This is a genomic window from Vibrio sinaloensis DSM 21326 (assembly GCF_000189275.1).
Classification (GTDB): domain Bacteria; phylum Pseudomonadota; class Gammaproteobacteria; order Enterobacterales; family Vibrionaceae; genus Vibrio; species Vibrio sinaloensis.
Genome location: NZ_AEVT01000018.1, coordinates 49,273 through 70,964, shown reverse-complemented (window position 1 = coordinate 70,964; position 21,692 = coordinate 49,273). Strand labels below are relative to the sequence as shown.

Here is a 21,692-nt window from a genome sequence, read left to right as displayed (position 1 = left end):
AAGTATCGTCATACATGGGTTGTACGATGAAACTGTACCTCGATACATTAGCGCTAAATATACTTGCCGCAGTTGATAAGTATAACGGTGAAAAACCATGAGTAAGAAAAAACTCGTTGCAGTGACCGCTTGCCCTACCGGCATTGCACACACCTTTATGGCGGCTAAAAAAATCAAAGCCTGGGCTGAAAAGCAGGGCTATGAGGTTAAAGTCGAAACACAAGGCAGTGATGGTGTGAAAAATAAACTGACTGCCCATGATATCGCAACCGCAGACGGCGTTGTGCTGGCGGTCGATGTGCCGATTATGGACATGGAGCGTTTTGATAACGCTAATCCACTTCAGGTTCGCACCCAAGAGCTGATCAAGCGCGTCGATGATTTGTTACCAACGGTATTTTTACGTGGTAAGCAAAAGTCAGACGCAGATGTCGAAGTGCATGATGAAAAGCGTTCGGCTTACCAAGTGGCTATCGGTCATATCATGACAGGTATCAGCTACATGTTGCCGGTCGTGGTGTTGGGTGGTCTGTTGATGGCCGTTGCCAAAATCACCGGTGAGTTCATCGATATTTCAGGTACGCCTATCCAAACCTTAGATAAACTTGGCTTCATGACCATCAAGTTTATGTACCCAATCTTTGCAGGTTACCTCGCGTATTCGATTGCTGGCAAACCAGCACTGATTCCTGCTTTTATCGGCGGCTTGATGACCGATGAGCCTTATAAGCGCTTTTTTGATTTAGAAGGTTGGGCGCCGTCTGGTTTCTTCGGTGCGATTGCGATTGGTTTCCTTGTCGGTTATCTGGTTCGCTACCTTAACGACGTGATTAAGGTGAAAACCGAACTGACCACACTCAAGACCATGCTACTTGTCCCGGCGGTGACGGGCGTCGTGATGGTACTGACTATGGAGTACGCGATTAACCCATTCTTTGGCGCTGTAAACCTTGCGATGATTGACCTGTTTACTCAAGCCGGTGATGCCGGGCGCGGTATCTACTCAATGGTGATTGCCGCAGGTACCGCCTTTGACTTAGGTGGCCCAATCAACAAAGCCGCAGGTTCTGTTGCGCTTGGTTTGAACGGCATGGGTGAAGGATTTGACCTGATTGCTCGTGAGCTGGGTATCGTTATTCCACCAATCGGTGTGGGCATCGCGGCGCTGCTGGATGGCAAGTTCCGCAAACCAGTCTTCTCAAGTGAAGAGCGTACGGTCGGTAAAACCTCTCTGATGCTTGGCCTAATCGGTATCTCAGAAGGTGCGATTCCATTCATTCTGAAAAATCCGAAGATGATTCCAATCATGATTCTCGGTTCAATTATCGGTACGCAACTGGCTGTCGTCCTCAACGTATGGCAAAGCCTACCACTACCAGCCGTTTGGGGATGGTTCCTATCTTCTGACCCAATCAGCTACACCATTTCTGTTATCGCGGGTTCTATGTTTATCGCTATAGCGTTACTGCTGTGCACTAAACCAGACCACGCAAAAGCCTAAAAACGTCTAGCGGGGAGGCTCGCCTCCCCAAACTATCAAGAATTTATCGAGAGTTTCCCCATGGCAAAAGTACATGTCATTCCTCACACTCACTGGGATCGTGAGTGGTATTTTACTCAGCAAGACAGTGACGTTCTGGCGACTTATAACTTCACCAAAGTGATTGAGACTTTGGAGAATCAACCAAGCTACAGCTGCTACCACTTAGATGGTCAATCGGCGATTGTTGAAGATTACTTGAAAGTGCTGCCGTACATGCGTGAGCGTATGGCTAAATTGGTAAGCGATAAAAAGCTGTTTATCGGCCCTTGGTATACTCAGACCGATACCTACAATGTGGCAGGTGAGTCGATTATCCGTAACCTGAAGTACGGTATGCATATCGCAGAAGAACTCGGCCACAGCATGAAGGTTGGCTATCTACCGGATACCTTTGGTCATAACGCGCAAATGCCAACGCTGTTCAAGGGAATGGGGATCGATAACATCGTATTCTGGCGTGGGATTGATTACGACCAACACGTAGAAAAATCACACTTCTTCTGGAAGTCGCAAGGTGATGATTCCATTTACGCATACAACCTAGTTCATGGTTACGGCGCGGCGAAAAACATCATTGCTGATGCAGAGCATCTGGATAAGAAAATCTTCCCGATGATTGACAAGATCAAGTCGTTGTCAGGTCTCGATGAAGTGTTGATCCCATCCGGTGGTGATCAGGTCAACATTGACCCGAACCTACCGGAAACTTTACAAGCAGCCAGCGAACGTTCACCTGCTGGGGACATTTACACCATCTCATCAATGGAAAGCTTTGTTGATTTCCTTCGTGGCAACAGCAGTGAGTTTGAGACTTACCAAGGTGAATTCAAAGCGCCGCGATACACTCGTATCCATAAAACGATTGGCTCTGTGCGCTATGACATTAAAAAGCTGAACTTCGAGATTGAGCAGTTCTTACTTAAGAAGCTCGAAGTCGTGATTGCGATTGCTAAAGCGCAAGGCATCACAGTTCACACTGAGCTGGTGGATATGGCTTGGAAGAAGATCCTTGAATGTCACGCCCATGACAGTATGGGTGGGTGTAATAGCGATGCGACTAACGCAGACATCATGCACCGTTTAAAGCAAGCCGAAGAGATCTGTCACGGCTTATACAACCTAGTGGTGAAAGAGATCGCGAGTAGTGCATGTGATGACAATGAAGTGATGATCTTTAACGGCCAAATCACATCATTTAGCGGTGTTGCTAAAGTCACCGCTTTCTCTAAGCACCCGTCGATTGCTCTTTCAGATGGTAAAGCCTTGCTTGCGACCGAAATTCTAGCGCGTGAGACCTTAGATGGTGGCAAGGTCATTGAAGTAACCAAAGATGGTGAGAAAGAAGTCGCCGTACCGCCGTACTACCGCTTTGAACTGAACGTGAAAGTATCCGACCTGCCTGCAATGGGCTACCAAGTGTTCCAAGTGGTTGAGTCAGAGTCAGCGATGCTTAGGCAGAGCAGTGACGTCCAAACGATTGAAAATGCGGCGTTAACCGTCACGCTGACAGATGGCGAACTGAGCTTAACCAACAAAGCGACAGGCCGCGTGATTGAGCAGTTGCTGCGTTTTGAAGAGCAAGCTGATGATGGTGACTCTTACGACTTCTCGCCTTTAGAAGGAGACGAACCACATTACCTTAATGAGTTGACTTGGTTATCAAGCCAAGTCGGTGAGACTGAGCAGACGATGACGCTGCTGGCAACGATGCCTGTGCCTTCAGATTTAGAGTCGCGCAAAGCAGGTAATGAGCTGGTTCAAGCCAGTTTTGAAATTACATTGACACTGGATGCCAACGACGAGCAGCTAAAAGTCGCAATTCACACTGTAAATCAGGCGTACGACCACCGCGTTCGCGTACTGATTAACTCCGATGTACAAAGCCAGGAATCTGTCGCCACTCAGCCTTTCGCTGTGATGACGCGTCCAATTGCACCGAGTGTTGAAGGCTGGCAAGCACGCTTCCGTGAGTGTCCGATTGATATTGAAACCACAGATGGCGCGGTTGCGATTGAACAATCAGGTAAAGCGGTGGTGATTAATGGTCGCGGCCTGAAAGAGTTCCAAGTTTTACCTGGTGAACAGAGTGACGTGATTGCGCTGACGCTGTTTAAAGCGACGGGCAAACTAGGCAAAGATGACCTGCTGTGGCGTCCGGGGCGTGCTTCCGGTATCAACAATACCGTGGTGTATACGCCAGATGCTCAGCTGCAAAAATCGATGAGCTTTGCTTTCTCGATTGCCATGCCGACAGATGCCAATCATCAAACGCTGCGAGCTCTAGAAAGCCAATATCTCGATATGCCATTTAGCTACCAGAAGCAGTCACTCAACAGCTTTGAAAATCGCCTCGAACGTTTCCAAGTCCGCTTTGATGTTCGTTCAGCGGTGAAGTCATTTGGCCTATTTGAAGTAAATCAGCCACTGACGCTTTCAAGTATTGGTCACGCCTTCTATCAAGATAATGCCGTGATTGTGCGCCTGTTTAATGCCACAGAGGAAGTTCAACAGCTTGATACCACAGCATTTGCCCATTTTGCTCAGGTTGAGCGTGTGAACTACCGTGAGCAGAGTGTGGAACAAGAGTGGTCAGTCAAACCGAACAATTCCATCGACCTACGCATTGGCTTTAAAATCTAGTGGAGCAGAGTATGAACAACGAGAAAATTTACCAAAAAGTCGCTTTGCTCTACGGTGATGAGCAAGCGGAAAGCATCACCCAAAATATCTTAGCTCTGGTTGAAAAGTGGCAAGGCAAAGCACCGAAATACGCCAACTGGGTCGATGAGACGACATCTTATCTCATCACTTACGGGGATAGTGTTCAAGAGCAAGGCCAGCCAACCTTAGCGACGATGAAAACCTTTGCTGATAAGTACCTGAAAGGCGCATTGAGCAACATTCATATCTTGCCAATGTTCCCATACACCTCAGACGATGGTTTTAGTGTGGTTGATTATCGCAAAGTCGATCCTAACTTAGGCGACTGGAGCGAGCTTAACGCATTAGCTGAAAATTTCGACTTGATGTATGACTGCGTGATTAATCATATCTCTAAAAGCAGTGACTGGTTTCAGCGCTTTTTAGCCGGTGATGAAGCTTATCAAGATTATTTTATTGAGTCTGACCCAAGCCTGGATTATTCGAGTGTTACGCGCCCCCGCGCATTACCGCTCCTAACACCGTTTAGCAAGGCTTCGGGTGAGACAACTCATGTGTGGACGACCTTCTCTGAAGACCAGATCGACATTAACTTTAAGAGCCCCAAAGTCCTGCTGGAAAGCATAGATATTTTGCTGATGTATGCGGCAAACGGTGGTCGTTCGATTCGTTTAGATGCGATTGGTTTCATCTGGAAAGTACTGAACTCGACCTGTATCCATTTAGAGCAAGCTCACGAAATCATTAAGCTGTGGCGCATTGTGCTTGACGAGGTGATGCCGGGTTCTCTGCTGATCACTGAAACTAATGTACCGCACAAAGAGAACATCTCTTACTTTGGTCAAGGCGATGAAGCACATATGGTGTATCAGTTCCCATTGCCACCATTAACCTTGCACGCGTTCTTAAGCCAAGATAGCCAAGTATTAACAACTTGGGCGAAAGGTTTAACGGCAGAGGCGATGGCGTCTCTCAACGCGGGACGCAAGACAACCTACTTTAACTTCCTCGCTAGCCACGATGGGATTGGTGTGCGCCCAACCGAAGGGATCTTGAGCGATGACGAACGTCTGATGATGTGTCAGCACGTCGAACGCAAAGGTGGACGAGTTAACTACAAGAATAACGGTGATGGCACTCAATCGCCTTATGAGTTGAACATCAACTACTTGAGCGCAGTGACAGAACCTAGTGATAGTGATGAGTTAAAAGCGAGCAAGTTCCTAGCTGCGCAATCCATTTTGCTCTCGTTTATCGGTGTGCCTGCGGTTTACTATCACAGCTTGCTTGGTAGTGAAAACGATGTACAAGGCATGTTGGATTCGGGCATTAATCGCCGCATTAACCGTGAGAAGTTTGACTTCGCTCAGCTAGAAACTGAACTGGCTGAAGAGGGCTCATTACGTCACCGTGTTTACAGTGAAATGACGCGTCTTCTCCAACTGCGTAAAGGGCAAAAAGCCTTCTCACCAAGCTCCTCTCAGCAAGTGCTAGAGCTAGGTCATGGGTTGTTTGGACTTAAACGTGGCAAAGGAGAAAGTGCGATTCAATTTGTGGTCAATCTATCGGAGCAAGCAGCGGAAGTTTCGCTAGCAACAGGCGGTTTGGATCTGATTTCGCAGCGCGAGTTCGACGCGCAATTTACACTTAACCCATATCAATTTGTTTGGCTGACTCAGCCGCAAGCGAAGTAGTAGGAGTTTATGATGAAACTAGCTAACTTAACGTCTGAAAATCTAATCATGCTCGATGCTACCTTTGATGGGCGCTTCGCGGCGATCAATGCCTTGGTCGACAAAATTGATCAAGCGGGCAAGCTAACTGACCGCGACCAGTTTCTTGACGCCGTACTGAAACGTGAAGACGAAGGCCCAACGGCACTTGGTGAATACTTAGCGGTGCCGCATGGCAAGTCGCCAGCGGTAAAAGAGCCGGTGTTTGCCTGCGCGTTTGTTAAAGATGAGATGCAGTGGAAAGGTCTGGATGGCGATGAGCCTGTGACCATGATCTTCCTATTGGCGATTCCGCCAGCAGAAGCAGGCTCGACCCATATGGAAGTGCTGACTACGCTGACCTCTTCATTAGTGGATGATGAATTCCGTGAGCAACTGCAAGCGGCAAACTCTCCGCAACAAGTGATGGCGCTGTTTGGTGCAGAGCAAGAAACAGAGAATCATGCTGAACCTGTTGAAGATGATTCAAGCTCTTGCGAAGAGTTGGCGCAAGATCTTAGCCGCTTTGCATACCCGATTGTTTTGGGTGCGGGCATCCTAATTTCAGCGTTTCTATTCTTGCTGCTCTAATGGTGGGTTATGTCTGTTTTCAAGCTGGATAACGTTATTCAAAACTACGCGTGGGGCAGCAAAGAGTCGATTTCTAAAATGTTTGGCATCGATAATTCGGACTGCCAACCTCAGGCGGAAATATGGATGGGCGCGCACCCCAACGGATGTTCGCGTGTTGCTGCAACGGGAGAACTACTTTCCGATGTGATTGCCCAAGACAGCAAAAGTATCTTTGGCGATTACACTGCAATGCGTTTTGGTGAGCTGCCTTACCTATTTAAGGTGCTCGCGGCAGAAACGCCGTTGTCGATTCAGGTTCATCCAAGTAAGCGCAAAGCAGAGGCAGGATTTGCGCGGGAAAATGAGCAGGGGATTGCACTTAACGCCGCCCATCGGAACTACAAAGATCCCAACCACAAGCCTGAGCTGGTGTATGCGTTAACCTTCTACAAGGCAATGAATGGGTTTCGGCCCATAAGCCAGATCATCGACTTGTTCCAACAAGCGGGTATGGCAAGCTTAGATACTGAGGTGAGTGCGCTTGAGGCAAAACCTAACAGTTATGGCTTACGTGAGTTTTTCACCGCCATAATGTCTTTGGATGAGGCGAGAAAAACCAGCGCATTAGACCAGCTCGAACAAGCAGTGGTACGTGGTCCTAAAACCGCCTTGATGCGTGAAGTGTTTGAGTATGTAGCAGAATTTAGCAAGCACTATCCGGGTGATATTGGTTTGCTCTCTCCGCTGTTTCTTAACACGATTGAGTTAGCGCCGGGTGAAGCTATGTTCCTTCATGCTGAAACGCCGCATGCATATGTTCAAGGCACTGGGCTAGAGATCATGGCCAACTCGGACAATGTGCTGCGTGCAGGCTTAACGCCCAAGCATATTGATGTCGATGAGCTGATTGATAACACCTTGTTTGTTTCGATCAATCCGGAGCAAATTAAGCTGGCACCAATCTACAAAGAAGGAAAGCTGAGCTACCCAATTCCAGTGGATGACTTTGGCTTTGATATCCTAACTGCCAATGATGCGATCAAGCACCAATACCTCCGCAGTGCTGAGATCCTGTTCTGTGTTGAGGGGGAGGTTCAGGTCGAAGTCAATCAGCAAGCATTGCGACTACAACCGGGTGAGTCAGTGTTTATCAGCAATGATTCAGGTATGTACAGTTACCAAGGTAATGGCACCCTAGCACGCGCCTATAACTGAGAAAAATGCTTAATCAATCAAACCCACCACCTTGGTGGGTTTGTTAGTTTAAAGCTAATAATAAAGTAGGATTACTGGTTCTTATTTTAATCAATAGCGCTCTCTATACTGTGTTCATCCAATAACGAGAGGCAACCATTTAGCCTTTACTCACCAGTAATGAGGGATATCAGATGAACACAACAAAATGCCTGAAGACACTTCTCCTAAGCCTATTTGCCGCGGCGAGTTTTAACAGTGCTGTCGCTGCAGAATCAACCAATACGCTAGCAATACAAGACGCAGTCGAAATCAACAACCCTACACTTTGGCCTAAACCAGCAAACCCTGTTGCTAAAGGGTCAGAGCAGAGTAGTGCATTGAAAGTAGTACAAGGATTTTTTGCTGCCTACGGCGCAGGTGATATGGAAACACTCAAGCAGTATGTTGCAGAAGATGTTGAATGGCATATTCCAGGTCGCCATAAGCTAGCTGGCACAAAACGCGGTATTGATGAGTTTGTTGGGTTCTTCAATCAATTAGGCAAAGCGGGCTTTAAAGCGGAAGTGATGATTCTGGCGGCAAACGACACTTACGTGATTGATGCACACCGGGGCTGGAGTACAGCAGAAGGTGAACAGATCGACGTAAACTGGGTTCTTCTGTATCAAATCAAAGATGGCAAAATTCAACGAGTGCAAAACTTTTCTGGTGACTTGTATCGCTCAGATGCGTTCTTTAACCACTTCTTTGCCGAGTAGGTTGACGGGCTAACGGTTACGATCATTAATCTGGCCTATTGAACTCGCAAACCTCATTGAGGGCGCATATACTCAACGCGATCAGTTGATAAGAGTATTATTCATCATGCGCCTTCGATCTTTGCTTGCTCTCCTTACCGCTTCCATCCTTACTCCTGTGACGTTTGCTCATTCAACGGCCGATACCATACTGGTTAATACCGATATATACGGTGTGAATAATGCCGATTCCATCGCGATAGCCAAAGGCAAGATCGTCGCAATTGGTCAGCAATCAGCACTGGCTCAATGGCAAGATGAGTCGACTCAGGTGATCGATCTCGATGGCAGCTTTCTCCTTCCCGGTTTTATTGATAACCATAACCATGTGTTTGAAGCCGCATCTGAGGCGGGCGGTCAATGTGAGTTGAGTCTTGAAGCCAATGCAGCTCAGCAGGTGCCTTATTTGAAGCGTTGCCAACAAGCTGGGGATGGAAAAGGCTGGTTGATGGGCTACGGTTTTTCCATCGAAGCATTAATGAACAACAACGGTCAGACACCACTGCAAGTGATCGATGCTGTATTCCCAAAGCAACCCGTAATCATTATGGAGCAGACTTCACACTCGATGTGGGTTAATTCTGCGGCGCTTAAACTTGCTGGTATTGATGCCAATTCCAAAGAGCCTGCTGGGGGGAAGATCCTCAAAGATGAAGTCACAGGAGAACTGAATGGCCTATTGCTAGATAACGCCGGTGATTTGGTGATGGAGCTGGCATGGAACAGTTTAGAAGAACAGTTTGATAAGAGCTATGAAGGCTTAATGAATGGTCTTTATGAAGCCAAAATACATGGTATCACTACGATCGGTGATGGCCGTTTGTATTGGAAGCGTGGATGGTTTGAGGTCTGGAAAGAAGTGGAAAAGCGCAGTGATTTATCGGCGCGCGTTTCTCTTCGACCTTGGGTCTATCCCACCGATTCTCTAGCTGCCCAATTGCCCGTATTCGAGGCGCTGCATCGCACTGATACCAGCAAGTTGCTTTTGGTCGATCAGGTCAAAATGTACAGTGACGGCATTTTAGTTAATGGCACGGCGAAGACGCTCGCCCCTTATCTCGATAGCTATATTCCCGATGAGCCATACGGAATCAACTATATTCCCCAAGCCTCAATGCAACAGTGGTTAGTCGCTCTTGACAAGATTGGTTATGGAGCGCATATCCATGCCATTGGTGATGGCGCGATACGCGAATCATTAGACGCTATTGAGTACGCGCGTAAGCAGGGCTCTGAGCAAGAGTATACGTTAACTCACGTCGAGCTGGTGGATAGCAAAGACGTTCCACGGTTTAGCCAACTGAGGGTAAGTGCGGATTTTCAGGTTGGGTCAGATTATGTCGCTTTTAACGATCATCAATGGGCTGAGGCTTTCATTGGTGCCCGCCGAGCTCACGCATTAATGAACCTACGTAAAATCTTTAATACCGATGCTAACGTTACCTTAAGCAGCGATTGGAATGTTCATGATATCAACCCATTGGTTGGTATCGCGAACAGCTTAATCATGGGGGAAACGGGGTTGCCTAGCGTTGCTGCGGCGATTGATGCCTATACCATCAATGCAGCGAACAGCTTAGGGCTGCAGGATCTAACCGGCTCGATTGAAGTCGGTAAATCGGCCGATTTTGCTGTTTTAGAACGCAATATCACTCATTTGTCTGCAGAGCAGATTAAGCAGACACAAGTATGGATGACCATATTAGCGGGAGAAGTGGTTTATCAGGCCGATTAAGCCGCTTGCTGTTAGAAGAGCTTTTACTCTGGTTTATTGATAAGGATAAATATCAGGCCAGTCTTTCTGTGCTAAGTTTTTAGAAGTCATGAAAAACTAACAGGAAGTTGGCGTGTTTGATGATTTAGATAACAACATATCCGCACTTTTAGATAGTGTGCCAGATAGGATATTTATTATCTCTTCTGAAGGCGTGATCCTTAACATTTTCGGTGGGGCTGATACGAGTGTGATCTATTCATCGAGGCAGACGTTAGGTCGGTCATTTTCCGAACTATTTCCAGCGTCGGTTGCGGCAGAGTTCCAAGGGGTGATTACGCAATGTTTAGCAAGCCAACAAACGCAGCGGCTAGAGTATTGCTTTTCTCCTGAGCAGTTTCCCTCACTATCTGATGACGTTAGACCGACAACAAAACAATGGTTTGAGTCGCGCATTCATCCTCTTCCAGAAAAATACCGCGGCCAAGATGGCGTTATTTGGGTGGTCAGAAACACCACTGAATCTGAACAAATGAAGTCGACCCTGAAAAAACAAGCCTTCCTAGATGAGTTGACTGGTTTGATGAATCGAAGGAGTTTTTTTGATGCGGCCAAACGCTTCCTTACTACGCGCAATAGTGAGCAGCTTGAGTGCGCGTTGCTGATGCTAGATATCGATGAATTTAAAGAGATTAATGATACACATGGCCACTTGGTTGGCGATGAAGTGATAAATCAAGTTGCTAGGGTGTTGAACAGTCACGTACGTGAGGGGGATATTCTCGCTCGGCTTGGTGGTGATGAATTCGCGATTATTTTGCCCGATCTTGATGCGGAAAAAGCGTCTTCGGTTGCCCAAAGGATGTGTGCCAGTGTTCGAGCGTTAAAACTAACCCAGTTGTCTGAACCATTAAAGGTAACGGTAAGCATTGGTATTACCGGTATACACCTCAGTGACAATCAGATTAAGCACGCCTTGAGCCGGGCAGACAAAGCGCTTTATCACGCCAAAGAGACCGGGAAGAACAAATTCTACTGTGCATATTGTTAGACTTTATTGCCGTCTATTCTTATTCATCGGTAGATAATCTTGTAAGTGATAATAAGTTTCAATACCATGTAAAACCTGTTCAACGGACATCAGTATCAGCAATGCAGTCAGAATCAGTCGCTAAGGTAAAGAAGGCGTTTCTTTCCGGAATTTGGGTCACTTTAATCAGTATTGCGATTGGCTTTACCTTTAAGATTTGGCTTGCTGGCTGGGTAGCCAAAGCCGATCTCGCGCTGTTTCACACCGTCGTTGATATTATCTCTCTGTCGATGATTCTGATGACGGGCTTTCGTTCTTCTATGGTCGTGACCTACTCACAGACACATAACGACACCGATATTATTAATATATTCCGCTTTACTCTGATCGTGGTGGTATTGGCGACTTGGGGTGGGGTGATCCCCTATATCAAACACAGCTTAGATATAGGTGTCGAATATTTGCAATTGGTAGGCCTCATCTTCGGCCTTGGCTTGAAGCTCTACTTTACCAATTTGGTGGCGATGTATCGGCTATACGATATCACCAACCGAACCACTTGGCTCGATCCTGCGCTTAATGTCTCCTTGTTCTTGTTTGCTTACTATGTGGCTGGGTTTAGTGCGTTAACAGCGCTGTTTTATGGCCTCACGATTTCATCCTTGATCAGTGCGCTCTATATGTACGTTAGCCGCAGGAAGGTGATTTCGACACTGCCACTGAAACCTGTGCGCTTGAATTCCGACATGTATGGCTATGTGAAGAAAAGTTTTACCGCAACGTTGGAGGCGGGCGCCAGCATTTTGATGATTTATATCGCAGTGTTGCTGACCATTCGCTACTTCAGTATCGATGAACTGGGCGATTTTCAGGTGGTCGTTCGCCCAGTGTTCACCTACATGACGATGTTGTTCGTTTTCCCGATTTATCGGTTTGTTTTGCCAGAGCTGTCAGTCAAAGTGCGCAATGGTGAGATGGCTGAAATCGAAATGATCCGCCGCTGGGTGTTTAAGCTGTCGTTTATCGTCAGTGGATTGTTCTTTGTCTCTATGCTGCTATTTAGCTCAGATATTGTGGCGTTATTATTCCCAGCCGAGTATCTAGGTGCTGTGCCAGTGCTGTTTCATTTTTCTATTTTCTTTATCTTTATGATGCTGAATGCCTACCAGCTTGCTTACATTAAGGCCAATGGCCATTTTAAGACGAGTTTGTTTATCCGTTTAGCGGGCATTGCCACCTTAGTGGTCATGTTCTACGTGATTTCCGTGTTCACCGATAATGTCGTCGCCATCATCATTGCGCTTTGCTCGGGGTATCTGATGATGTTTATCCTTTCTAGTGTTAAAGAGAAACAGATACGCGAGGCTGCCAGCTTAGCGAGCTCGACAATGGCTTAGAGGCTTGCGCGCTGCTCCGTGTCATTGATAGCGGCTCTGCCAAATGAGTTAAAGGCGTCTACTCTAAATAGTATGAGTTGTTTAATTTAATGCTATCAATGAGTTAAGTATGGATCCTTTAACACAAGGTTTATTAGGCGCTTCGCTTGCGCAATCTGCCAGTCGTCAGCGAGAGCTGCGAGTGGCAGGTGTGCTGGGGTTGTTGGCGGCAATGTCCCCCGATCTTGATGTGCTGATTCGTTCGAGCAGCGATCCATTACTGTTTTTAACCTTCCATCGCCAGTTTACTCATTCATTGCTGTTTATTCCGCTTGGCAGTGTTGTTTGTGCCTTGGTTCTCCATCCACTGATTGGAAAAAGGGTTGGTTTTTCTTTTCGGCGAAGTTGGCTGTATTGTGCTCTTGGGTACGCGAGCCATGCCCTGCTTGATGCCTGCACCAGTTACGGCACGCAGCTACTTTGGCCACTGACTGACACTCGGTTTGCGTGGAACATTCTTTCTGTCATCGACCCCTCGTTCACATTACCTATCGCTATTTTGCTACTGATTGCGGCGTCAAGGCGGAGTTTGTGGTTGGCCAGAGCAGCCTTAGTATGGGCATTGGTTTACCCGACGCTTGGATTGATCCAGCGTGAAAGAGCAGAAGCGATTGGGTGGCAGATAGCGCAGCAGCGTCAGCACTCGCCACACAAGATTGAGGTGAAACCCAGCTTTGCGAATCTCTTGCTGTGGAAGGTGGTATACCAAGAAAACGAACGCTTTTATATCGATGCTGTCCGAGTTGGCTTTGATCAAAAAATATACCCCGGCACATCTATCAAGCAATTGGAGGCGAGTCGCGATCTCCCATGGTTAGATTTACGCTCTCAGCAAGGCCAAGATCTTGCCCGGTTCGGCTGGTTCTCTGATGGCTATTTGGCATTAGACCCCAATTATGAATGGCGAGTTATCGACGTAAGGTACTCGTTGGTACCCAATCAACTCAATCCACTTTGGAGCATTCAGCTTTCTCCATTGGCAAGCGCAGAGGCACATGTCGAGTACCTCACTCATCGCGATAATTCGCCTGCTAACCGGCAACAGTTTTTCGATATGCTGCGAGGGCGTTGAGAGAAGAGTCAGCCCATCGTCAGAAGTACCAGCTAACATCGAGGTAGTGTTAAAAATACAGGTTGAGAAACCTCCTAGAGCGGGTTAGCAAGTCGATCCGTATTTGTATAACTATCACTTATAAGCGGGTTTATAGTAATTTTCATCGATTATAAAACCAGCCACTTTCATACAAAGTTCGCTACATTCGCCGCAGTTGGCTTAATTTTAACCTCTAATTTGTGTTAGAATGCGTCGCTTGGGATTGAGCTACAGCCGCTATTTATGCTTTAAATCACAGGTGTTGATAGGACCGGGCTGGCCAATCAGTTTGTCATTGGATATGGAGTTGGTCCTTATATTCGTTGGTTCGAATATGTGAACATCATAATTTATGAGTTATAAATCAAAGAAGTACAGTATTGATTCTACTGATTATCAAGTTGGTCAAGATAACATCAGTAAGTGGGGCATGGATGTCCATAACACCGTTTTTCTCGCCTCTGTCGGCTTATCTCTTCTCTTCATTGTTACCCTTCTCGCTTTACCTACAGCAGATGCCAAAGCTGCGATTGATTCTATTAAAGGTGCTGTGCTGTCGAATTTTGACTTCCTCTTCATGTGGGGAGCCAACATTTTATTAGTTGTCGCCATTGCTTTAGCCGCTTCTCCACTGGGTAAGATTCGATTAGGTGGTGAGCAGGCAACACCGGATTATTCAAAAGCGTCCTGGATTGCAATGTTGTTTGCAGCAGGTATGGGAATTGGACTTATTTTCTGGGGGGTGGCGGAGCCAACGGCTTTCTTCACTAACTGGTTCGGAACACCACTTAACGCTGAGCCATATACTGAAGCAGGTCGAGAACTGGCATTGGGTGCCACTGTTTTCCACTGGGGTCTGCATGCTTGGGCAATCTACGGCATGACGGCACTTTGCCTTGCCTATTTTGTTTACAACAAAGGCCTACCACTGTCGATGCGTTCGGTCTTTTACCCACTTTTGGGTGATCGCGTTTGGGGTAAAACAGGGGATGTGATTGATGTCTTAACGGTATTGGTTACCTTGTTTGGTCTAGCGACCTCTTTGGGTCTTGGCGGCACGCAAGCGGCGAGCGGCATCAGCCATGTATTTGGTTTAGATAATAATCTGTTCCTGCAGCAATTTATCATTGTTCTTATTATGGGGCTGGCGATCATTTCTGTGCTTCGTGGTATGGATGGTGGCGTTAAGTTCTTAAGTAACTTGAACATGATCATTGCATTTGTATTCCTAGGTCTTATCGCGGTTCTGAACTTCACAACCGTGCTTGATTCTGCACTGACGGCGGCACAAGGGTACGTGAAGAATATCTTTGCTCTGAGTCAGACATCGGGCCGTGAAGACACTACTTGGCTGCATGGTTGGACGGTATTCTACTGGGCATGGTGGGTGGCGTACGCGCCGTTCTTCGGCATGTTTGTTGCCCGTATTTCAAAAGGGCGTACCGTACGTGAATTCCTAGTGTGTGTATTGATCATTCCAACCATCGTGACCAGTGCTTGGATGTCTGTATTTGGTGGTGTCGCGATTGAGCAAGTCATCGATAAAGTTGGCCAGCTTGGTTTTGATCAAGGTATTGCTGATGTCTCTCTAAGCTTGTTCTACATGCTCGATGCCTATCCATTTGGTGATGTTTTATCTGTCATTGCAGTTGCGTTGATCATCGTGTTCTTCGTTACTACGTTAGACTCTGGTTCGATCGTTATCGATGGTATGACGGCGGGTGGTAAGCTTGAAGTTCCAGTGAAGCAAAAAGTTGTTTGGGCTGTGATTTCTGGCGCGATTGCCATGGTGATGTTGTGGATTGGTGGCACTCAATCTATTCAAGCGCTTCAATCGATTACCATTATTGCGGCAATGCCATTTACCATTATTCTGTTACTTGGCTGTGTCAGCCTGTTTAAAGGCTTAATGACCGAAGTCAACACACTTCAAGTGTCGACAAACGAATCACGTTAGTTTGATGTAATTCAGAAAGTCGGATAGCAAAACGCCCCAGTACTCGGTACTGGGGCGTTTTTTATTGCGCTGAGTGCTCTGGTTGCGCGGCTTTATTCGCTCTTAACGGTCACTTTTTCTATCTTGATGGTATCGAGCGGCACGTCGTCGTGGCCTTTTCGGCTTCCAGTCATGGCTTTGCCAATATTGTTTACCACGTCCATCCCAGCGGTCACTTTGCCAAATACTGCATAGCCCCAGCCTTGGTTAGTTTTGGCGGTGTGATCAAGAAAATCGTTGTCGTCTAGATTGATAAAAAACTGCGCGGTGGCAGAGTGAGGAGCGTCAGTACGGGCAAAAGCAATGGTACCGGTTTTGTTCTTCAAGCCACGGTTAGCCTCATTAGCAATAGGCCCGTGTGTTTCTTTCTCAGTCATGTCTTCGGTATGGCCACCCGCTTGGATCATAAATCCGTCAATCACACGGTGGAAAATTGTCCCTTCATAGAACCCCTCCTGGCAGTAGCGTAAGAAGTTTTTCGAACTGACAGGCGCTTTCTCCATGTTCAACTCAATTTCGATATCGCCATAAGTGGTTGATAAGATGATCATTGTTATTACTCGTTGAGATTGAAAACGCCGATAGTATAGCAAGGATTCTGTTTCACTGCGCATCGTACACCGATACAACTTGTATTAATGATGTTTATGTTAATTGGTGATCTTGTTCACGAACAATCAAAACCGGTTTTGGTTGATTTTATAAATGAGATTTAGCTCAAATAATCAGCATTAAAACCCCATTAGACTGATAAGTAAATTAAATGAGAGTGGCGACAACGATATAGGTCGCCAATTTTATGAATCATAACAAAACCGGTTTTGGTGTTGTTGTAAGACAAAAACGGAAACGAAATGGACCAGAAGCAAGTTAAATTGGATAGCGTAGCTAAAGATCTGCAACAGATTCTTGCTGGCGTATATTCACCAGCTCAACTCAGTGCGCTTATCCCAAAGCTAGTTAAAGCAGTCGGTACTCATGCACCTATCGAAGACAAAAAGCAGTGGGTTGATCAGAATGACATCATGTTAATTACCTATGGTGACTCTATAAAGCAGCCTGGTCAGTTTCCTCTTCAAACATTGAATGAATTTTTGAATCAACACGCACAGGAGGTTCTTTCTGCTGTGCACATACTGCCTTGTTATCCATACACATCAGACGACGGTTTCTCTGTAGTCGATTACTGGAAAATCAACCCAGAACTTGGTGATTGGAGCAACGTCCAAGCGTTAGCGAAAAACTATGACTTGATGTTTGATGGTGTGATCAATCACATTTCGCAATCCAGTGACTGGTTCCAAGGGTACCTAAAAGGTGACGATAAATATCGCCACTTCTTTACCGAAGCCAATCCAGAGCGCGATTACAGCTCGGTCACTCGGCCACGTGCATTACCTTTGTTGACCGAGTTTGAAACGGCACATGGCACTAAACATGTTTGGACAACCTTTAGCGCTGACCAAATTGACCTGAACTTTCGTACACCAGATGTGTTCCTAAAAATCGTTGAACTGCTGCTGTTTTATGCTGAACAAGGGGCGACCTATATTCGTTTAGATGCGATCGGTTTTATGTGGAAAGAGCTCGATACACCATGTATTCACCAGCCGCAAACTCACGCATTGGTCCAAGCCATGCGTGCTGTTATGGATGCCGCTGCGCCACACGTTAAGCTTATTACCGAAACCAACGTGCCACATAAAGACAATATCAGTTACTTTGGCAATGGCACCAATGAAGCGCATTTGGTGTATCAGTTCCCACTGCCGCCACTAACTTTGCATACCTTACAAACTGGTAGCAGTGAAAAAATCGTCGAATGGATGGACAGCTTAGAGCCTCGCACTGAAACGACCACCTTCTTCAATTTCCTTGCGTCTCATGATGGTATTGGCGTGCGCCCGGTCGAAGGCATTTTGACCAAGCAACAGCTTGATCACCTGCTGAACGTTGTGACGAGTAACGGCGGTCGTGTCTCTTATAAAGATAATGGCGATGGCACCCAAAGCCCTTATGAACTCAACATCAATTATTTCGATGCAATCAGTGACCTGAAGGCGAGCGATGCGACCAACTTAGATCGCTTTATGGCCGCGCAGTCGATTTTACTGTCGTTGGCGGGTGTTCCAGGCATATACGTTCACAGCTTGCTTGGCTCGGGTAACGATTTGGCCGGCCTCGAAAAGCTTGGTTATAACCGTGCCATCAACCGAGAGAAGTTAGATCGTGAAACCGTGGAGGCAGAGTTGGCTCAGCCAGCGTCTCGTCGTGCTCAGGTTCTTGCCAGATTCAAACAGCTGTTGAATGTACGAAAACAGCATCGTGCCTTTGCGCCCAATGCATCCCAACGAATAGTGAAAATCGATGACCAACTTATTACGTTAGTGCGTGGAGAAGAAGTCGCGGTAGCGATAAATATTTCAAGTCAGGCAGTTGAACTCGATACCAATGCTTTGCTGCCAGGTATTCGCTGTGACTTGATTTCTGGTAGTGCTGTAGCAGGCGTTACCGAACTAAAACCATATCAAGTGATGTGGTTGAGCAAGTAATTGCCATTAAAGCTGAGGGCTAGTGGATTAGCCCTCGCGCCCATTTCGCTTATTGAGTGGCTATAGTGGGTAAATAACTATATGAGTCCTAACATTGAAAGGATATAACGATGAAACTTAAAACTCTGACTCTTGGCCTTGCTGCCGCCGGACTAACGCTATCTTCGGTAGCGCAGGCTGCAACGGTTGAATACTGGACCATGCAAACGCAATCCGATCGTCTTCAGACGATTGAAGTGATGGCGGATGTGTTCGAAGCCCTTAACCCAGGCATTGAAGTAAAAGTGGTTGCTGTGGATGAAAACGATATGCCTAAGCAGATCGCAGCCGCAGCCGCATCGAACACGCTCCCTGACTTGATTGAGGTTGGATCTAACTTGTCTCTGGCGTTTGCTGAGCAAGGCATCACCGATGCAGATGCAGCGACCGCTGTAGTCAACAACCTTGGTAAAGACCGCATCTACAAAGGTGCGCTAAAAATGGTCGAAGACCCAGAGCAGAATAAGTTTGTTGCCGTTCCTTACAGTGGTTGGGTACAAGGAATATGGTACCGAGCGGATTGGTTTAAAGAAGCCGGGCTTGAGCCACCGACTACGTGGGAAAGTATCGAAAAAGCGGCTAAGTACTTCAACAAACCAGAGCAAAACCAATATGGCATTTTGATTGGTACTAAAGCCGACAGTTACGCAGAACAGGTTTACACTCAGTTTGCTTTGTCTAACGATGCGGGTCAGTTTGATAAAGAGGGCAACCTTGTCTTCAATTCTGCTAAGCAAAAAGAGGCGCTTGATTTCTATAAGCAGCTATCTGAATACACGCCACCAGGCCCTCAAACTTGGCGTGCTCGCGATTACTACTTACAGGGTAAGTTGGCGATGTTCTTCTACTCAACTTACATCATGGATGATCTAGCGTTGGCTGAGGCAGCAGCAAGCTCGCTAGGCACCAGCAACTTTGCTGACTTGAAAGGGGCAACGTTTGATCCCGAGTTAGCGAAGAACACTCGCTTAGCAACCACGGTAACCCATTCTTCTCCTTCAACTTTTGGTACCTTGACTGGGTTCTCAATCATGAAGAATGACAACAAGGAAGACTTGGAAGCTACCAAGGCCTTCGTTGAATACATGAACGAGAAAGACCAAGTAGTGGCCTACTCACATATGGCGCCGGGTGGTCACTTGCCTATGCTGCGTGATATCGCAGAAACCGATGAGTTCTTAAATGATCCTAAAGGCATCTTCAACCGCTATGGCAAAGAGTCAATCAAAGAGATCATTGCGGGTTTCGACAACATCAAAGACTTCTCGATTGTTGACGGAAAAGCCTTCCCTAAATCAGGCGAAATCTTCTCCAAACAGATCATTCCTCGCATGATTTACAGTGCTGTTATCGAAGACCAAGACACGCAAAAGTCGTTGGATTGGGCAGAGAAAGAGATGCAGCAGATCATCACTAAGTAATAGTTGTAAGACGGGAGCGACGATCGCTCGCTCCTCATTTATATCGATTTGATAAGTCGTTGTTCAAATTGATATTAGAAGGATTTTCCCATGACTCCATTAGAGAGAGCGGAAGCTCGGTTCGGTTGGAAACTTGTTGCTCCAACCATAGGTATTATCGGACTTCTGATACTCTACCCAATTGTGTTTAACGTCTACTTAAGCTTCTTTGATGTCAAGCTAAATGGCGATAAGACATTTGTCGGTATGGCGAACTACATTAAGTTGCTTGCCAACCCTGATTACTATTCATCCATCGCAACCACAGGCGTATACCTTTTTGGTACTGTCGTTGGTACCACAGTCCTCGGTCTGGCTGTTGCGCTGTTGATGAAAAATCCATTCAAAGGTCGCGGCTTGGTTAGCGCGGCGATTTTGATGCCTTACTTCGCCCCAGTTATTTCTGTGGTCTTTGGTTGGCAGTTCCTGTTCGATCCTGTGAACGGTGTGTTCAACTGGTTGATGGTCGACGTGCTTCACCTATGGGATGCGCGTAGCAACTTGATTGGTGAGCCTGATACCGCAGTGTGGGTGGTGATCATTTTTGATGTGTGGAAGCACTTTCCGATCGCTTATCTATTGATTCTATCTAAGCTGACTTCGATTCCTAAGGATCAATATGAAGCAGCGGCGATTGACGGCTACGGCCCTGTGGGACGCTTTTTCCACGTCACGCTCCCTGAGATCTACTTTGTGCTGGCGACGGTGGTTATTTTACGCCTGATCTGGAACCTTAACCGCTTTGAAGATGTATTCCTATTGGCACCCAATGTAGAAACACTGCCTGTGTTTACCTACTACCAAGCCTTTACTGGGGTCATTGACCAAGGCCTGGCGGCGGCAACATCGGTCATTCAGTTCAGCGTGTTGTGTGTGCTGATTTGGTTCTACGTGAAGAAAATTCTGAAGTGGTAATAGGTTATGTTAGGTAAACCAACTATTAAAGGACGTATTGGATTTGCACTGGCGATCTTCTTGCTAGTCAGCTTTTGTTTGCTGCCGTTCGCGCAAATCTTATCGACGTCACTGAAACATCAATTTGACTGGGGTAACCCGTCTCTGATCCCTCAAGTGATTAACTTAGAGGCTTACAAAGAGCTGCTGGGGCTAAGTGAGGAAAAAGCGGTTGAGATCCCTGCGGCGATTCAAAAAGTGTTGGCAAATCCAGCGCTGCCTCAGGACAAAAAAGACGCCATCATGGCGAAGTACACCAGCAATAATGATGTGTTCCCGTTTGGCCGCTTTATGCTTAATAGCTTTGCTATCTCTGCTGGCGCTGCCATCGTCTCTCTGGTCTTTGCCGTGATGGGGGCTTATTCCATCTCTAGACTGCGCTTCAGTGGGCAAGTGGTAGTGCAACGCTCGGTACTGTTTGTCTACATGGTTGGCGGCGTACTGCTTATGGTGCCGTTATACCAAATGGCAGTAAACCTAGGGTTGGCAACCAATATGTGGGGCAGCTTGTTCAGCTTGTTTGCGATTTATATAGTGCAAACCCTGCCAGTGGCGTTGTATATGCTAGGTAACTACTTCCGCACCATTCCGTTTGCATTAGAAGAAGCGGCGATGATGGATGGTTACTCGCGCAAAGAAGCGATTTGGAAGGTGGTGTTGCCGCTGTCACTGCCAATGCTAGCTACAGTATTTATGTACTGCTTTATTATCGGCTGGAACGAGTACCTATTTGCTTCGGTATTCCTAAAACAATTCAAAGAGTTCTATACATTGCCATTGGCACTTCAAGAGCTGTTCGTCTCTAAAAACGCGATTTGGGATCGCATTATGGCAGCGTCCATGCTGACTCTGGCTCCGGTTGTTGTGTGTTTCTTGTTTGCTATGCGTCATATGGACGGTGGTAAAACTGATGGTGGTGTGAAAGGTTAATTATT

The 21,692-nt window shown here is 46.7% G+C and carries 16 protein-coding genes; 15 read left to right on the top strand and 1 reads right to left on the bottom strand.

The features are described 5' to 3' along the window. Positions 1-97: 97 nt before the first annotated feature. From RH45_RS03675 to RH45_RS03625, 11 genes are all read left to right on the top strand, one after another. Entirely contained in the window at positions 98-1,501 is a 1,404-nt protein-coding gene (locus RH45_RS03675) for a PTS fructose transporter subunit IIC (RefSeq protein ID WP_008074018.1), read from the top strand. A 60-nt stretch (positions 1,502-1,561) separates the two neighbouring features. Next, entirely contained in the window at positions 1,562-4,183 is a 2,622-nt protein-coding gene (locus tag RH45_RS03670) for a glycoside hydrolase family 38 N-terminal domain-containing protein (RefSeq protein ID WP_008074016.1), read from the top strand. Between the two features lie 11 nt (positions 4,184-4,194). Then, positions 4,195-5,898, top strand: coding sequence for an alpha-amylase family glycosyl hydrolase (locus tag RH45_RS03665; RefSeq protein WP_008074013.1), 1,704 nt, complete (start codon positions 4,195-4,197; stop codon positions 5,896-5,898). A 12-nt stretch (positions 5,899-5,910) separates the two neighbouring features. Further along, complete coding sequence (locus RH45_RS03660) at positions 5,911-6,507, top strand: fructose PTS transporter subunit IIA (protein WP_008074012.1); 597 nt, start codon at positions 5,911-5,913, stop codon at positions 6,505-6,507. A gap of 9 nt (positions 6,508-6,516) precedes the next feature. Then, a complete protein-coding gene (manA, locus tag RH45_RS03655) occupies positions 6,517-7,704 on the top strand; it encodes a mannose-6-phosphate isomerase, class I (protein ID WP_008074010.1) in 1,188 nt (395 codons plus the stop codon). 173 nt (positions 7,705-7,877) lie between these two features. Then, positions 7,878-8,444: a nuclear transport factor 2 family protein gene (locus RH45_RS03650; protein ID WP_008074008.1), complete on the top strand. Its 567-nt coding sequence runs from the start codon at positions 7,878-7,880 to the stop codon at positions 8,442-8,444. A 106-nt stretch (positions 8,445-8,550) separates the two neighbouring features. Next, complete coding sequence (locus RH45_RS03645) at positions 8,551-10,218, top strand: amidohydrolase (RefSeq protein WP_008074007.1); 1,668 nt, start codon at positions 8,551-8,553, stop codon at positions 10,216-10,218. A 112-nt stretch (positions 10,219-10,330) separates the two neighbouring features. Further along, on the top strand, positions 10,331-11,248 hold the full coding sequence (locus tag RH45_RS03640; RefSeq protein WP_008074005.1) for a sensor domain-containing diguanylate cyclase: 918 nt from the start codon (positions 10,331-10,333) through the stop codon (positions 11,246-11,248). Positions 11,249-11,349: 101 nt separating this feature from the next. After that, the gene (locus RH45_RS03635) at positions 11,350-12,624 is read left to right on the top strand and encodes an MATE family efflux transporter (protein WP_008074003.1); all 1,275 of its coding nucleotides are present in this window, start codon (positions 11,350-11,352) and stop codon (positions 12,622-12,624) included. A 109-nt stretch (positions 12,625-12,733) separates the two neighbouring features. Further along, on the top strand, positions 12,734-13,735 hold the full coding sequence (locus RH45_RS03630; protein ID WP_008074001.1) for a metal-dependent hydrolase: 1,002 nt from the start codon (positions 12,734-12,736) through the stop codon (positions 13,733-13,735). Between the two features lie 373 nt (positions 13,736-14,108). Further along, on the top strand, positions 14,109-15,713 hold the full coding sequence (locus RH45_RS03625) for a BCCT family transporter (protein ID WP_008073999.1): 1,605 nt from the start codon (positions 14,109-14,111) through the stop codon (positions 15,711-15,713). A gap of 92 nt (positions 15,714-15,805) precedes the next feature. Here RH45_RS03625 and RH45_RS03620 read toward each other — a convergent pair whose 3' ends face one another. Beyond that, positions 15,806-16,303, bottom strand: coding sequence for a peptidylprolyl isomerase (locus RH45_RS03620; protein WP_008073997.1), 498 nt, complete (start codon positions 16,301-16,303; stop codon positions 15,806-15,808). A gap of 303 nt (positions 16,304-16,606) precedes the next feature. Between RH45_RS03620 and RH45_RS03615 the strand changes: the two genes are divergently transcribed. The 4 genes from RH45_RS03615 to RH45_RS03600 all read left to right on the top strand — a co-directional run bounded on the left by RH45_RS03615 (position 16,607) and on the right by RH45_RS03600 (position 21,687). After that, positions 16,607-18,304 carry a sugar phosphorylase gene (locus tag RH45_RS03615; RefSeq protein WP_008073995.1) on the top strand — a complete coding sequence of 566 codons (1,698 nt, stop codon included), beginning with the start codon at positions 16,607-16,609 and terminating at the stop codon, positions 18,302-18,304. A gap of 110 nt (positions 18,305-18,414) precedes the next feature. Continuing rightward, positions 18,415-19,764 (top strand): ABC transporter substrate-binding protein, encoded by a 1,350-nt coding sequence (locus tag RH45_RS03610; protein WP_008073993.1) that lies wholly within the window; start codon positions 18,415-18,417, stop codon positions 19,762-19,764. A gap of 90 nt (positions 19,765-19,854) precedes the next feature. Then, positions 19,855-20,718 (top strand): carbohydrate ABC transporter permease, encoded by an 864-nt coding sequence (locus RH45_RS03605; protein WP_008073992.1) that lies wholly within the window; start codon positions 19,855-19,857, stop codon positions 20,716-20,718. A 6-nt stretch (positions 20,719-20,724) separates the two neighbouring features. Continuing rightward, positions 20,725-21,687: a carbohydrate ABC transporter permease gene (locus RH45_RS03600; RefSeq protein ID WP_008073986.1), complete on the top strand. Its 963-nt coding sequence runs from the start codon at positions 20,725-20,727 to the stop codon at positions 21,685-21,687. The last annotated feature ends 5 nt before the right edge of the window (positions 21,688-21,692 follow it).